At 67.8% G+C, this 14,214-nt stretch carries 14 protein-coding genes and 1 tRNA gene; 7 read left to right on the forward strand and 8 right to left on the reverse strand.

Annotated elements, in window-relative coordinates; genetic code table 11:
• Nucleotides 1-71: 71 nt before the first annotated feature.
• The 7 genes from AKJ13_RS22600 to AKJ13_RS22630 all read right to left on the reverse strand — a co-directional run bounded on the left by AKJ13_RS22600 (nt 72) and on the right by AKJ13_RS22630 (nt 7,659).
• Nucleotides 72-698, reverse strand: a complete 627-nt coding sequence (locus AKJ13_RS22600) for an acyloxyacyl hydrolase (protein ID WP_144426344.1) — start codon at nt 696-698, stop codon at nt 72-74.
• 177 nt (nt 699-875) lie between these two features.
• Nucleotides 876-1,061 (reverse strand): twin transmembrane helix small protein, encoded by a 186-nt coding sequence (locus AKJ13_RS22605; RefSeq protein ID WP_007568730.1) that lies wholly within the window; start codon nt 1,059-1,061, stop codon nt 876-878.
• A gap of 137 nt (nt 1,062-1,198) precedes the next feature.
• On the reverse strand, nt 1,199-3,868 hold the full coding sequence (locus AKJ13_RS22610) for a TIGR02302 family protein (protein WP_050735382.1): 2,670 nt from the start codon (nt 3,866-3,868) through the stop codon (nt 1,199-1,201).
• Between the two features lie 135 nt (nt 3,869-4,003).
• Nucleotides 4,004-5,212 (reverse strand): polyhydroxyalkanoate depolymerase, encoded by a 1,209-nt coding sequence (gene phaZ, locus AKJ13_RS22615; RefSeq protein WP_050735398.1) that lies wholly within the window; start codon nt 5,210-5,212, stop codon nt 4,004-4,006.
• A 249-nt stretch (nt 5,213-5,461) separates the two neighbouring features.
• Nucleotides 5,462-6,964, reverse strand: coding sequence for a phosphomannomutase/phosphoglucomutase (locus tag AKJ13_RS22620; protein ID WP_050735383.1), 1,503 nt, complete (start codon nt 6,962-6,964; stop codon nt 5,462-5,464).
• A 77-nt stretch (nt 6,965-7,041) separates the two neighbouring features.
• Nucleotides 7,042-7,287 (reverse strand): hypothetical protein, encoded by a 246-nt coding sequence (locus tag AKJ13_RS22625; protein ID WP_050735384.1) that lies wholly within the window; start codon nt 7,285-7,287, stop codon nt 7,042-7,044.
• Nucleotides 7,288-7,449: 162 nt separating this feature from the next.
• Nucleotides 7,450-7,659: a hypothetical protein gene (locus tag AKJ13_RS22630; protein ID WP_007568740.1), complete on the reverse strand. Its 210-nt coding sequence runs from the start codon at nt 7,657-7,659 to the stop codon at nt 7,450-7,452.
• Between the two features lie 391 nt (nt 7,660-8,050).
• On the opposite strand from AKJ13_RS22630, the gene AKJ13_RS22635 reads away from it, so the two are divergent.
• The 6 genes from AKJ13_RS22635 (at nt 8,051) to AKJ13_RS22660 (ending at nt 11,802) form a co-directional block, all read left to right on the forward strand.
• The gene (locus AKJ13_RS22635) at nt 8,051-8,704 is read left to right on the forward strand and encodes a Maf-like protein (RefSeq protein ID WP_050735385.1); all 654 of its coding nucleotides are present in this window, start codon (nt 8,051-8,053) and stop codon (nt 8,702-8,704) included.
• An 11-nt stretch (nt 8,705-8,715) separates the two neighbouring features.
• Nucleotides 8,716-8,898: a DNA gyrase inhibitor YacG gene (yacG, locus tag AKJ13_RS22640; RefSeq protein WP_050735399.1), complete on the forward strand. Its 183-nt coding sequence runs from the start codon at nt 8,716-8,718 to the stop codon at nt 8,896-8,898.
• Between the two features lie 107 nt (nt 8,899-9,005).
• Nucleotides 9,006-9,081: transfer RNA gene (locus tag AKJ13_RS22645), tRNA-Phe, on the forward strand.
• 505 nt (nt 9,082-9,586) lie between these two features.
• Complete coding sequence (locus AKJ13_RS22650; RefSeq protein WP_007568746.1) at nt 9,587-10,636, forward strand: 2-dehydropantoate 2-reductase N-terminal domain-containing protein; 1,050 nt, start codon at nt 9,587-9,589, stop codon at nt 10,634-10,636.
• Nucleotides 10,637-10,770: 134 nt separating this feature from the next.
• Complete coding sequence (locus AKJ13_RS22655; protein ID WP_007568749.1) at nt 10,771-10,980, forward strand: hypothetical protein; 210 nt, start codon at nt 10,771-10,773, stop codon at nt 10,978-10,980.
• 207 nt (nt 10,981-11,187) lie between these two features.
• Nucleotides 11,188-11,802: a PAS domain-containing protein gene (locus tag AKJ13_RS22660; RefSeq protein WP_050735386.1), complete on the forward strand. Its 615-nt coding sequence runs from the start codon at nt 11,188-11,190 to the stop codon at nt 11,800-11,802.
• Between the two features lie 21 nt (nt 11,803-11,823).
• Here AKJ13_RS22660 and AKJ13_RS22665 read toward each other — a convergent pair whose 3' ends face one another.
• The gene (locus AKJ13_RS22665) at nt 11,824-12,576 is read right to left on the reverse strand and encodes a Crp/Fnr family transcriptional regulator (RefSeq protein ID WP_050735387.1); all 753 of its coding nucleotides are present in this window, start codon (nt 12,574-12,576) and stop codon (nt 11,824-11,826) included.
• Between the two features lie 690 nt (nt 12,577-13,266).
• Here AKJ13_RS22665 and AKJ13_RS22670 point away from each other — a divergent pair.
• Nucleotides 13,267-14,214: phosphoribosylaminoimidazolesuccinocarboxamide synthase (locus AKJ13_RS22670; RefSeq protein ID WP_050735388.1), on the forward strand; the 948-nt coding region annotated here is incomplete at its 3' end.

The raw sequence follows: 14,214 nt of genomic DNA on the forward strand, positions 1-14,214 counted from the left end.
CCGCCACGCCGGCGGGTCCGTGAACGGTAGGGCGTAGAGCCCTTCCGCTGGCGGCGCAATCGGCCGCGATCCTAGAACGTGTAGCCGATCTTGCCGCCGAAATTGGTCAGGCCGCGGTTGTTCGCGCAGAGCCCGGCATTCGACATGTGCTCGACGGTTGCCATGACGCTCCAATGCTCGGTCAGGCGGTAGCCGAGTGCCGCCGCCTCGCGGAACATCGGTGAGCAGCCCAGGGTGTTGAAGCCGTAGGGCGTCTGCGCCTTGGGCCCGGTATAGCCGTTATGGGCGACGCCGCCGAAGAAGCCGTCGAGGAACACGCGCCGGCCGAAAGTCTCGGGGAAGAGGTCGACGGTCCAGGTGGCGCCGAGATAGGCATAGCTGGTCCGGCCGCCGGTGTTGTAGCTGCCGCCCACCGTCGGGCGCGGCACGAAGGCCTGCCAGAACGGATCGGCGCTGACCTGCGGTTTGGCGAACAGGATCTCGCCGTTGACGTTGGCCTTGCTGAAGCCCGGGAGCTTGCCCTCAGCGCTGCCGGGATCCTGCACGGAGCCGCCGATGCGCACCTCCGAGACGATGCTGAGCGGCTGGGCCGGTGCCGCGTAGGCCACCGGCCGCGGAGGCGCATCGGCCGCGAAGGCCGGCAGGATCGCCGCACCGATGATGAGGCTGGTGGTGCAGAGACGGAAGGCGGCAATCATGGGGCTCGGCCGGTTAGGCAAGTCGGTCTGGCTCAACCGACCGTAGCACGGGCCTCGGTCCAGCCACCGGCCAATTCATCCCGCTCCCCCGCAAAAGGCGGGCGGTGCGGCGGCACGGTCACACCGGCGCATTCTCGCGCGCGATGGTTGCCGACTTGTGGCCGCGGGGCACGACCCTCAGGCCGAGCGCCACCAGACGACGCCCATGATGATCAGGATCGCCACGAATTGCAGCAGCACCCGCAGGCGCATGAGCTTCTGCGAAAGGTTGGCGTTGCCGCCCCGCATCATGTTGGCGAGGCCGAACACCAGGACCACGGCGACCGCCGCGCAGGCGACGAGAACGAGCAGATTGGACGACATGGGAGGCGGGATCCGAACCCGGCGGGCACCGGGAACCGGCGCGCCGCCGCTTGGTGAGACGAGTGGCGTTTAACGTGGGCTGCCGACGGAAATCCGGGTCGGCACCCGCGGGCGTTCGAGGGAAATAGGGCGCGACCTCAATTGCGCCGGAGCAGGCGCTCGAAATAGTCGAGTTCCTCCCGCGGCCGGGTTGGGTCGCCGAGCTTGCGCCGTAGCTCCTCCATGATGCGCCGGGCGCGCTGGACGGCGGATTCGTCCGCGGTTGGAACCCGGACGCGGCCGTCGCTCATGTCGCGGCCCTTGGTCGGACGGCCGAGCGGGTCGTCGTCGCGGGTGCCGGCCTGACCCTGCTGCCCCGGTTGCTGGCCGCCATCCTGCTGGCCTTCGCCCTGGCCCTCGGCCATCTCCTGCATCTGCTGCGCCATGCCCTCGGCGCCCTTCTTGAGTCCTTCCAGCGCGCGGCCCTGGGCATCGACCGCCTCGTCGGCATCGCCCTGTTTGAGCGCGTTCTCGGCCTCGCGCATGGCGTCCTCTGCGTCGGAGAGGCCCTGCTCGCCGCGCATGCCGTTCTCCTTCATGCGCTGCTCGAGATCCTCCAGGCGCTGGCGGAGCGCCTGCTGGCGGTCGCCGACATCGCCTTGCTGTCCTTGACCCTGTTGTCCCTGGCCCTGCTGCCCCTGTCCTTGCTGGCCTTGGCCTTGTTGCCCCTGACCCTGTTGTCCCTGACCTTGCTTGCCCTGGCCCTGTTGCGGACGGCCCTGCTGCCCGCGGTTGCCCTGCTGGCCCTGTTGCTGCTGGCCGCGATTGGACGGACGCTGGCTGCCGCGCGGCTCCTGCCCGTCCTTGTAGGTCTCGTCGCGCAGGCCCTGCTGCTCGCGCGTCATCGCGTCGAGGTCGCGCATCTGCTTCTGCATCTCGCGGCTGGCCTGATCGGATTTGCCGCCCTTCTCCGCGGTCTGCAGGTTCTCTAAGATGTTGCGCAACTGCTCCATCAGGCGCTGCGCCTCGGCGGTGTCGCCGCGCTTCATCGCCTCGGCCATGTCCTGAATCATCTTGTCGAGATCCTCGGGCGTGACCGTCTTCGATGGCTGGTTGGTCTGGCCCTTCTCGCCCGGATCGCGCGGCTGGCTTTTCTGCTTCTCAGCCATCTGCGACAGGAACTTGTCCAGCGCCTGCTTGAGGTCCTGGGTCAACCGCTTGATCTCGTCGTCGGGCGCATTGCGCTCGATCGCCTCCTTCAGCCGGTCCTGCGCCTGCCGCAGCTGCTTCTCGGCATCCGACAGGTCCCCGTCCTCGATCTTGAGCGCCATCTCCCAGAGAAGGTCGGCGACATCGATCAGGTCGGCATCGGTCTTGGCCTTGCGCAGGCGCTCCGTGGCGGTCCTGAGACCGAGGAACACTGGCGGCTGCGGCGTGAACATGTCGGGCGCGACGAGGAGCGCATCGAGGGCGCCCTGGACCCAGAGCCGGTCGGAATCGGGCGCCGTGACGAGGCGGCGGCGATCCTCCGCGAGCGCCCGCGCCAGGGGATCCCGGAATGGACGGGCCGGCAGCGTGATCTCGGTGTCCTTCGTGCGCCCCTCCTGGCCAGCCTCGTCCTTGACGACGATCTGGTAGCGCACCCGCGCGCCCGACCACGGGCTGTCGGTGAGGTCGACCAGGGTCTTAGTATCGGTCTCGCCGGAGGCGTCGGCCGGCAGCGCCAGATTGATCCGCGGGATCGGCGCCAGCGAACGGCCGGCTTTCAGCGGCTCGATCACGCCCTCGGCGGAGCTGATGCCGTAATCGTCCTTGGCCCGATACGTGAGGTTGAAGGTGCCGCGGCCGTTCACCTCGGGACCGCCGACGGCCGTCACCTCGGGCGGCCGGTCCGGGATCGCCTCGACGGTCAGCTTCTGGCGCCCAGCCGGGGTGACGATCACCAGGTCGGCGCCGCCGACGATCCGGTAGCGCTCCTCGCGCAGGTCCGGCCGCTCCTCCTGCCCAGGAATCGGGGTGAGCCCGGCATTCGGCGTAAGGGTCGTGTTCGCTGCCGCTCTACCCTGGCCGGCAATGCGCACGATCAGCTGCGCGTTGACCGGCGCCCGCAGGTGCTGGTCGCTGCCATCCATGGCGATCAGAAGCGGCGGCAGCCGCGTGTAGAGCGGCGGATCGATCCAGCCGTCCACCCGGAAATTCGGACCCGGCGCGACCGCTTCGTGCCAGTCGAACGCCGCTCCAATCCGTTGGCGCCATTCGGGGCCGGCCACGAACAGGCTCGCAACCGCGGCGACGACGATCCCGGCGCGCAGGGCGTAGGGGTCGCGCCGGGTCATGCCGGGGCGCGGCAGCCCGACCTTGAGGGCCGCCACCGCCTGGGCGGCCCGGCGCTGGTGCAGCGCCCAAAGGGTCCGGCTGCCCGGATCCGCGGCGCCGACCGCCAGCGAATCCTGCGCCGCCGAAGCCGGTCCGTGACGGAGCGCCGGATCGCGCGCGGCCGCCTCCCGGTCGAGCCGAGCGAGGGCGACCCGGCGGTCGGGCCGCGCGAGATGGATGAGGGGCAGGAGCGCAACGATCAGCAGGATCGCCAGGACGGCCAACCCGATCTGGCGCCAGAGCGGGGCGAGATCGAGCCACAGTCCGGCCCAAGACAGTGCCAGGAACAGCAGCAGGATGCCGAGACCGCGCCAGAGCACCGGCCAGGCCTGTTCCCACAGGGACGCCGCCCTTGCCTGGGCCACGAGCCGGTCCAGCCGCGCGGCGGCCGCCTGTCCCGTGTCGGTGCCGGTCGCGCCGGTGTCGTCGCCGAAGCCGTCCCTGTCGATCACGCCGACCGTTCCGCCTCATGCCAAAGGATAGGCCGCCGGCAACCGGGGGGATCCGGGCTCCGACGACCAGAGGCTAGCATGGTGGGCCGCGCCGGTCGGCGGGTCAAATCGGCGCGACCGGGGCGGGGGGGCCGATCAGTTATGCGCCTGGATGAAGTTGCGCACCTGCGGGTAGATCTGTGTCTCCCAGCGCTTGCCGGCGAAAACCCCGTAATGGCCGACGCCGGCCTGGAGGTGGTGGGCCCGCATATACGGCGCGAGCCCGGTGCAGAGGTCGTGGGCGGCCATGGTCTGGCCGGGGGCGCAGATGTCGTCGCGCTCGCCCTCGACGGTCATCAGCGCCGTGCGGCGGATCGCTCCAAGGTCTATTGGCTGGCCGCGGTAGCGGAGTTCGTTCTTGGCGAGGGTGTAGTCCTGGAACACCGTCTTGACCGTTTCCAGGTAGAACTCGGCCGCGAGGTCGAGGACGGCGAAATACTCGTCGTAGAACGTCTCGATCGCCTCGGCCTTGGAGTCCTCGCCGTTGGCCATGTGCCAGAACAGGTCGGTATGGCCCTGGACGTGGCGCTTCGTGTTCATCGACATGAACGCCGAGACCTGCACGAAGCCCGGATAGACCCGGCGGCCGGCGCCCTTGTGGCGCGCCGGGACCGTGGCGATCAGGTTCTCCTCGAACCATTCGATCGGCTTCGAGGTCGCGAGCGCGTTCACGCCGGTCGGATTGATCCGGCAATCCACGGGTCCGGCCATCAGGGTCATGCTGCGCGGGGCCGCCGCATCCTTCGCCTGCGCCATGACGGCGGCGGCGACCAGCGCCTGCACGGCCGGCTGGCAGACGGCGACCACGTGCGAGCCCTCGCCCATGGTCTGGAGGAACTGGACCAGGTGAGCGACGTACTCGTCGAAGCCGAACCGGCCTGCCGAGACCGGGATGTCCCGGGCGTTGTGCCAGTCGGTGATGTAGACGTCGTGGTCGGGCAGCATCGTGCGCACGGTGGCGCGCAGCAGCGTGGCGAAATGGCCCGACAGCGGCGCGACCATCAGCACCTTGGGCTGCTCCGTGTGGATGTCTTTCTTAAAGTGAAGCAGGGTGCCGAACGGCGTGACCTCGACGGCCTCCTCGCGGACCGGCACGCTTCGGTTGCCGACGTCGACCGCTTCGATCCCGTAGGCGGGCCGCGCGAAGGTCAGTCCGACGCGCATCATCATGCGGGCATTGGCCGACATCCACCGGGCGGGCTCGCTCCAGCGGATCCAGGGCGACCAAGCGTCGTGCAGCATCCGACCCCAGGCCCGGGTCTGGGCGGCGAGGTCGGTCTGGAAGTCGAACGCATCGTACAGCATCGGGCGGGCACTCGCGGGCGCCCGGCCCGACACGCGGGCGATCGGGACGGCAAACTCGGGCGGATGCCGGGATGGGGACTGCATCAGCATGGCCGGGGAGCATCTGCCCGCCGCCCGGAGGCCGCAACTGTCCAAAGGTTGCAGGCCGATCGGAAAGCGAAGGCCGTGGCTTTGATGCACCAATTCTAAATTGGCGCCCCCTGCGCGGCGAGGGCGGCGCGCGGGGGCTGGTTTCGGCAGCGAGTCGGCTCAGATCGTCTGGTTGTAGGCGCCGACCTCGGTATTCTCGCGCAGGACCGCGTCGACCGCCTTGAACATCGCGTGCAGGCGCGCCTCCGAGGCCGGGCTCTCGATCACCACGACCAGCTCGGGCTTGTTGGACGAGGCGCGCACCAGGCCCCAGGTCCCGTCCTCGGTGGTGATGCGCACGCCGTTCACGGTGACGAGATCGACGATCTTCGAGCCGGCGATCGGCTCACCCGCCGCCTTCATGGCCTTGAACCGCTCGGTCACGGTCTCGACCACGCCGTACTTCACGTCGTCGGCGCAATGGGGCGACATGGTCGGCGAGCCCCAGGTCTTCGGCAGGGCCCGGTAGAGGTCGGCCATGGACCGGCCGGGGTTGCGGTCCAGCATCTCCAGCACCGCGATGGCGGTGAGCAGGCCGTCGTCGTAGCCGCGCCCGATCGGCTCGTTGAAGAAGAAGTGCCCGGATTTCTCGAAGCCCGCCAGCGCGCCGAGTTCGTTGACCCGCCGCTTGATGTAGCTGTGGCCGGTCTTCCAGTAATCGGTCTTGATCGCCTGGGCCTGCAACTCGGGGTCGGTGTGATAGAGCCCGGTGGACTTCACATCGACCACGAAGGTCGAGCCCGGATGGAGCTTGCCGAGGTCGCGCGCCAGCATCACGCCGATCTTGTCGGCGAAGATCTCTTCGCCCTCGTTGTCCACCACGCCGCAGCGGTCGCCGTCGCCGTCGAAGCCCAGGCCGACATCGGCGCCGTGCTCCTTCACCGCGTGTGCGATGGCGTGAAGCATCTCCATGTCTTCCGGGTTCGGATTGTAGCGCGGGAAGGTATAATCGGGGTCGACGTCCAGCGGCACGACCTCGACGCCGAGCGCCTCCAGCAGGCGCGGCGCGAAGGCGCCGGCCGTGCCGTTGCCGCAGGCGGCCACGACCTTCAGCTTGCGGGTCAGCGGCTTGGCCCGGGACTTCAGGTCCTTCAGGTAGGTCTCGGCGAATCCTTCGATGAACTCGTAGGCGCCGCCGTCGCGGTACTGGTAGGTCCCGCCGAGCACGATCTCCTTGAGCCGGGTCATCTCCTCGGGCCCGAAGGTCATCGGGCGGTTGGCCCCCATCTTCACGCCGGTCCAGCCGTTGTCGTTGTGCGAGGCCGTGACCATGGCCACGCACGGGCAGTCCAGGGCGAACTGACCGAAATACGCCATCGGCGACAGCGCCAGCCCGATATCCTTCACCCGCAGCCCCGCCGCCTGCATGCCGGCGATCAGCGCCAGCTTGATCGCGGAGGAGTAGCTGCGGAAATCGTGGCCCGTGACGATGTCGGGGCGCACGCCCATCTCGTGCACGAGCGTGCCGATGCTAAGGCCGAGCGCCTGGACGCCCATCAGGTTGATGTCCTGCGGGAACAGCCAGCGGGCATCGTATTCGCGGAAGCCCGTCGGCTTGACCAGCGGCAGCTGCTCGAACGCGAAGGTGTTCGGCACCAGGTCCGCTTCAGGCTTGGGAAACATCGCGTCTTGCTCCGCTACGACCTCAGATCTGCCCTGGCCCTAGCGAAACATCGGTCCCGGGGGAAGCTCTGCCCGCCTCACGAGGCGCGGCGCAGCAACGGGAGCGGCGCGGCCTCGGTCCGGCGAGGCTCGCAGGCGATCTTCAGGTAGCGGTCGCCGCCACCGGGCAGGCCCGCCTGGGCCGCCAGAATTTGGGCGTGCATCAGGCACTCCATCGGCGAGTGCGCGGGCGAGACGATGATGTCGAGGGCGGTGTCGCGGGAGCAATCCTGCGCCAGCAGGGTGCCGGCACAGACCAGGGCAACGGACAGCAGGTCGGACATGACGGACCTCGGCTTCGATGGATCGAAAGGTCCGCGGGGTGCTCTGGCGTCCGAGCCGCCGCGTTGTCGTTGCCTGGGTGTTTCCTCGCCTGTTCCGAAGTCCGGTTGCACGCGGCGTGCCAGCCGCGGCGGATAACACAGAAGAAATAGATTTCGCGCGGCTCAGTCCCGGGTCGGAAGCCATTGCGTCTCCGGCTCGATCGCCGGGAGGAGAGCCGCGACATCGTCCAGGTCGACGACGTAGTGATCCGTCAGCGCGCGCCACATCTCCGCCGAGGACCGGACCTGCGGCCTCAGGCCGTCGAGCGCCTGCGCGAGCAGAGCCGCGCTCACGAGCTTCGGGCGTGCCACGAGCGGATCAGCGTTGAGCATCGGTTTCGACCCCGTTTCGGTGCCGGTACTCTCCCGCCGGTTTGGTTAATGTCCGGTTACGAACCTTGGCGAAACCTTGCCGTATTCTTGAGCCGGTCAAATAAAGCCTTTGGCGGATAGATGTTCCGCCGCAGCGGAAGTCCTCGACAGCTGTGTTTACGATGAACCCTTATTTTGGTGCTATTCGGCACGATAAAATCCGGTCATCGCGGGTCATGCCGGGCGCCGATCGGTCCGGTTCACAAGCCGGACCCCATCCCTTATCAGGCGGGGGAGATCGAGACGGTCCCGGCGGAAGAGGGATGCGCCGCCCCTTCGCGCGATCATCCGCGCTGCGGCGCGGGCCCGGCCGACCGGTATCGCTCTCCGCCTAACGTGCGAGCGGAACATCATGGACGCGACACCTGAAGCGATCGGGGCGACGCAGGAGCCGACCACTCGGTTCGTGCTGGCCTCCGGCTCGCCCCGCCGCCTGGCGCTGCTGCAGCAGATCGGCATCGAGCCGGATTCGCTTCTGCCGGCCGACATCGACGAGACGCCGCGCAAGGCCGAGCCGCCGCGGGAGCTGGCCCGTCGCCTTGCGCGCACCAAGCTCGCCGCCGCCGAGGCCGCACTTCACCATCAGGACCAGAAGATCCCGACCTGGCTGCTGGCGGCCGACACAGTGGTGGCGGTCGGGCGGCGGGTTCTGCCCAAGGCCGAGGGGCCGGACGAGGCGGCCGATTGCCTGCGCCTGCTGTCGGGGCGTCCGCACCGGGTGTTCACGGCGATCTGTCTGCTGTCGCCGAACGGCCGTCGGGAGCGGATCGTCGAGACCCGCGTGCGCTTCAAGCGCCTCTCCGGTCGCGACATCCAGGGTTACCTCGCCTCGGGCGAATGGCGCGGCAAGGCCGGCGGCTACGCGATCCAGGGTCTGGCCGGCGCCTTCGTGGTGAAGCTGGTCGGCTCGTACAGCGCCGTGGTCGGCCTGCCGCTCTACGAGACCATGAGCCTGCTCGACGGCGAGGGGTACCCGGTCCGTGCGGGGTGGGGCAGCCTGGCGTGAGCGACGCGCCCGTGAGCCGCGAGCGCCGCCCCGCCTGTCCGATCTGCCGGAACCCGTCGACGGAGGAATTCCGGCCCTTCTGCTCGCAGCGCTGTGCCGATGTCGATCTCGGCCGTTGGCTGAACGAGCGCTACGCGATCCCGGAGGAACTCGATCCCGATGCGCCGCCCCCGGAACCGGATCCGGAGCGCTGAAAATTTTTCCGCCGCCAGCGTCATGCCGATGTCACCGCAAGGCTGGACAGGCCGCAAACTCCCTACTATACCCCGCGGCGTCCGAGGCCCACGGCGGTGCGGACGTCGCCCAGGTAGCTCAGTTGGTAGAGCATGCGACTGAAAATCGCAGTGTCGGTGGTTCGATTCCGCCCCTGGGCACCATCATCCCGCTAGGCGGTCGATGGTGCTGAACTGAAAATCCGCACCGTATGTGAGACGATTAGAACAGCGTAGCCGATCGGCTGCGTTTGGGCTGTTCCGACACGTCTTTCGTTAAGCAATTGATCGAGAAGCGCGCTGGGCGCTCTAGCCGAGACTCAATGGCATGGGCGTTGGTCTTTTACGCGCGCCAGCACCACTGATGCGTCTTCCAGCCCGGCTTGGATGGAACGGCAGGCGACAGGTGTCGGCAAAGGTCCGCCCGTTGCGGGGAAACGGTCCGGCTTGATCGATTGTCCGCGCTGAGATCCGGCGCTAGCCCTCGCCCGACGCAAATCCGACTCACGGATGCCGACAAATTTTTTGGTATACCAACCGAGTGGCATCCCAGGACAAGCTTCGTTACCCTGCCGAGGACATGGCCGGAGCCGGCATACGCAAAGCCTGAACCCGTACGCCATACGGGCGCGCAGCCGATAAAACGAAGACGTCTTGTGGGAGTGGAAGCATGCCGCGCAACATCCTGATCCTGGGAGCCTCGTACGGCTCCCTGCTGGCGACGAAGCTCCTGATGGCCGGTCACAACGTGACCCTGGTCTGCCGCCGCAAGACCGCCGATCTGATCAACCAGGAGGGGACGGAGGTCCGCATCAAGCTGCGGGACGAGCCGAACCACCGCTCGATCCTGTCACGCGACCTGCCCGGCACCCTGGACGCCGCTCCGCCCGAGGATATCGACCCGTCGCGCTACGATCTGGTCGGCCTCGCCATGCAAGAGCCGCAGTACAACAACCACACGATCCGGGTGCTGATGATCAAGATCGCGGCGGCGAAGCTGCCGTGCCTGTCGATCATGAACATGCCGCCGCTGCCCTATCTCAAGCGGATCCCGGCGCTGGCGGCGATGGATCTCGAGGACGCCTATACAAATGCCGGCGTATGGGACCGGTTCGAGCCCGGCCTGGTCTCGCTCTGCTCGCCCGATCCGCAGGCCTTCCGGCCGCCGGAGGAGGGCGCGAACGTGCTCCATGTTGGCCTTCCGACGAACTTCAAGGCCGCGACCTTCGCGGACGAAGCGCATAACCGCCTGCTGCGCGAGTTGGAGGCCGATATCGACGCCGTTCGCCTCGACGGCCAGGACGTGCCGGTGAAGCTCAAGGTGTTCGACTCACTGTTCGTCCCGCTGGCGAAATGGTCGATGCTGCTCACCGGCAATTATCGCTGCATCACCCCGCAGGAGCCGCAATCGATTCGCGATGCGGTGCACGGCGATCTCGCCAAGTCGCGGGCCATCTACGAGCATGTGGACGGCATCGCCCGGCGTCTGGGCGCGGACCCGCAGGATCAGGTGCCGTTCGAGAAATACGCCAAGGCCGCAGAAAGCCTGCTCAAGCCCTCCTCGGCCGCGCGCGCCGTGGCGAACGGCACGCCGTTCATCGAGCGCGTCGACCTCCTGGTGAAGCTGATCTCGCATCAGCTCGGCACACCGGATGCCGAGATCGACCGCACGGTGCAGATCGTTGATCGCAAGCTCGACGAGCGGGTGATCGAGGGCTGATCTCGCCTCGCGCGGATCGGCGGCCTGGCGCGGCCCCGATCCTGCGCGACCTCGATCGTTTGCCGGATACGGTTGTAGCCGGGCTCCGGCCCAGGTAGATGCGCCCGCTCGGATGCGGGAGGCGAGGCGCATGGATGGGCGATGACGTGGCCGCTCTTCTGCTGGCTCTGGCCACTGAGAATGCCGAGTTGCGCGCCCAGTTGGCCGCTGCCCAGGACATGCTGATGGAGACGGCGATCGATGCCGGTCATCTGCATGCCCGGATCGAGTCGGTTCAAGCCGAACGCGACGCGTGGCGCGCGGAGGCCGAGCGGCTGGGCCGGCCCAATATCGGCACGGGCTGATCTCTGTGGGCGGCGGCGTGCGCGGGCGCGGCTCGTCCGCGGAGCACCGAAAGGCAACGCGGCGGGCGGGCCGGTATCGCAACGACCCGCCCAGCGGAAACCCGGTTACAAACACGCAAAAGTTGCGTACGTATGCAACGTGAATCCTTGAAGTTGTGATATGGCGAACTAAACCAGGATCGATTCCGGTCCGGAACCAGACCTGCAATGCCTAAACCGAAGTCACCTGAATATCGGACATTATCAGGCGCATTCCAGGGTGCCCTCGATGCGCTGGATGTGATCGGCAACTGGTCGTGGGATGCAGCCTCCGATTTCATCCAGGCCGACATGTTCGTCGCGCTTCTGTTCAACGTGGACCCGGAGGAGGCCGAGACCGGCCTTCCGCTCGGGACCTTCGTGAACGGCATCCATCCGGACGACCGCGACCGTGTCCTCGCGCTGGTTCGCCGGGGCGGTCGGGATGGCGGTCTCTACGCAATCGAATATCGGGTCCGCTCCGCCGACGGCGTGACCCGCTGGGTTCTGGGTCGAGGCCGCTTCCTGTTTGATCACCGGGGGCGGCCGGTCAGCGGCAGCGGGATCATCGTGGATATCACCCACGTGCGGATGGGCGAGATGCAGGCCGGTCCCGTCGCGGTTGCGGACCTGCGCGGCGAGCCGCCGCTCGAGCGCGCGGCCGACTTCGCTATGGCGGCGCATCGGGCGATCTGCGAACTTCAGGATCCCGCGCTCAAGGCGCGCGCCGAAGCACTGCTGCTCGATCTCGGCCGCAGGCTTGCCGAACAGGAACGGCGCACCCGTCGCGCGCGCATGAACTGACGGCGGCGCGCTTCGGGCCGCTCAGATCTCGTCCGGATCGGTGAGGTGCAGGTAGGTCGGGTCGAAGTCGGCCGCCGCCTTCAGGCCTTCCCAATCGTGGACAATCAGGCGCCGGCTACGCAGCGTGATCAACCCGGCTTCCTTCAATTCGCGGATCGTGCGGTTGACGTGAACCGGCGTGATCCCGAGAGCGTCCGCCAGTTCCGGCTGGATCATCGGCATCTCGCAACTGCGATCCGGGGCGAGGCCGACGACGCCGAACCGCGTGACCAATTCGCAGAAGAGATGAGCCATGCGGGCATAGGCATCCCGGCGACCGGTGTTGAGCATCCACTCCCGCACCATGGCGGCGTCGATCAGCGTCGTGCGCCACAGGGCATCGCCCAATCGCGGAAACGCCCGCAGGAGCGCCCGCACGGCGTCGTGCTGGACGAAGCCAATCTTGCAGGTGTTGATGGTGGCGATGCTGATGTCCAGCACCTTGAGGTGCAGACTCTGGATGTCGGGTATGTCTCCCGCGACGTGATACGCCATCACCTGACGCTTGCCGCCCTGTGTCGTCTTGTAGGTGCAGGCAATGCCTTCCAGCAGGGCGAAGCAGCGTGCCGGGCGATCACCCTCGCGCACGATGTCCTGGTAGGGCTCAAACTGAGACACCTGCATCGGCAGGGCATGGAGCGCGGCTCGCTCGTCTTCGGTAAGCGTGAAGAGGGCGATGCTCTCGATCTTGCGAACGAACGGGTGCTTGCCGCTGTTTTGAGAAGGTCCCGTCATCGCTCCCCCGCCTGCCGGCGAGTGCACGCGATCCCGCCGCCATCAGCTCCCAAGGTCGAGAGCTGTCGCAGGCACGGCATAGCAGCAACCCTGCGCCCGAGCCACAGCGCAACACTGCTACTCACGGCTAAAAATTGTATGGAAATGCACGGTCATGGGAGGCTTTGCGGAGCGGTCCTCCGGAAGTCTTGGTCCCTGAGGCGAAGTCCGGGCTCGCTGCGTGCGATGACCCTTGATTCGCCTGTCTCCGGCAGCACCGCGATTTGTTTCTAACCGGGCTGAGGCAGGTCTAGGAATCATCGTCTATCCGGGGGATCGTACGGGCGGTGCGATGCCTGGCATCGCTTCTACGGCCGCCGATGGCGCTGTCTCCGGTCCTCATCGGTCGCTGGCCGATGCGGGAATCGCAGACGCGATCCTGCCTTTGGCACGGTGCCACCTCCCGGGCGGTCAAGCAGTATCGCCGCGGACCAGGTCCTGAATGCAGCTTCGGAGCTTTTCACGCCAGTCCGAGCACCTCGCCGCCGCAGTCGAACGCTTCCTCCACACGGTTCGCGCCGCCTGAGCAACGCGCCCCGGGGCTTCGCGGCGCCGGGGGTAAAGGCCGCTGCGGGGGCTGGAAATCTCCGCCGCGTCCGCGCACACACGCGGAGCGGCGCGGTCGCCGTGCAGCCCTGACGGAACGGTCCGATGAACACGGCAGATCTCGCCCCGCACGCCCATCAGGTCCTGCGCGAGGCGACCCTGTCCGAGCTGCCGAACCATTATCGCGGCAAGGTCCGAGACAATTACAACCTGCCGGACGGGCGGCGCGTCCTGATCACGTCGGATCGGATCAGCGCTTTCGACCGGGCGCTCGCCGCGATCCCGTTCAAGGGTCAGGTGCTCACGCAGACCGCACGCTACTGGTTTGAGCGCACGGCCGACCTCTGCCCGAACCACGTCCTCGCCTATCCGGACCCGAACGTCGTGGTCGGTCGCCGCCTGGAGATCCTGCCCGTAGAGGTGGTCGTGCGCGGCTACCTCGCGGGCACGACCTCGACCTCGGTGCTCACGCGCTACCGGGCCGGCGAGCGGGAGATGTACGGGCATCGCTTCCCGAACGGGATGCGCCCGAACGAGCGCCTGAAGCAGGCCGTGATCACGCCAACCACCAAGGCGTTCGACGGCGGCCACGACGAGCCGCTGACCGCGGCCGAGATCCTGGAGCGCAAGCTGCTCAGCCCGGAGCAGTGGCGGACCGTGTCCGAGGCGGCCCTGGCTTTGTTCGCCCGCGGCCAGGAGCTGGCGGCGGAGCGGGGGCTGATCCTGGCGGACACGAAATACGAGTTCGGCACCGATCCGGAGGGCCGCATCGTCCTGGCCGACGAGATCCATACGCCGGACAGCAGCCGCTACTGGTTCGCGCAGAGCTACCCCGAGCGCTTCGAGGCGGGCGCCGCGCCGGAAAGCTTCGACAAGGACTTCGTGCGCAACTGGGTCGTGGCCCGGTGCGACCCCTACAAGGACCCGATCCCCGAGATCCCGGCGGACGTCGTGCTGGAAACCGCCGCGGTCTATATCCGTGCCTACGAGACGATCACCGGCGGGCGCTTCACGCTGCCCGATCCGGGCGAGGCGCCGCTTGATCGCGTCCGG

Source organism: Methylobacterium sp. ARG-1 (assembly GCF_001262595.1).
In the GTDB taxonomy this organism is placed as follows: Bacteria; Pseudomonadota; Alphaproteobacteria; order Rhizobiales; family Beijerinckiaceae; genus Methylobacterium; species Methylobacterium brachiatum.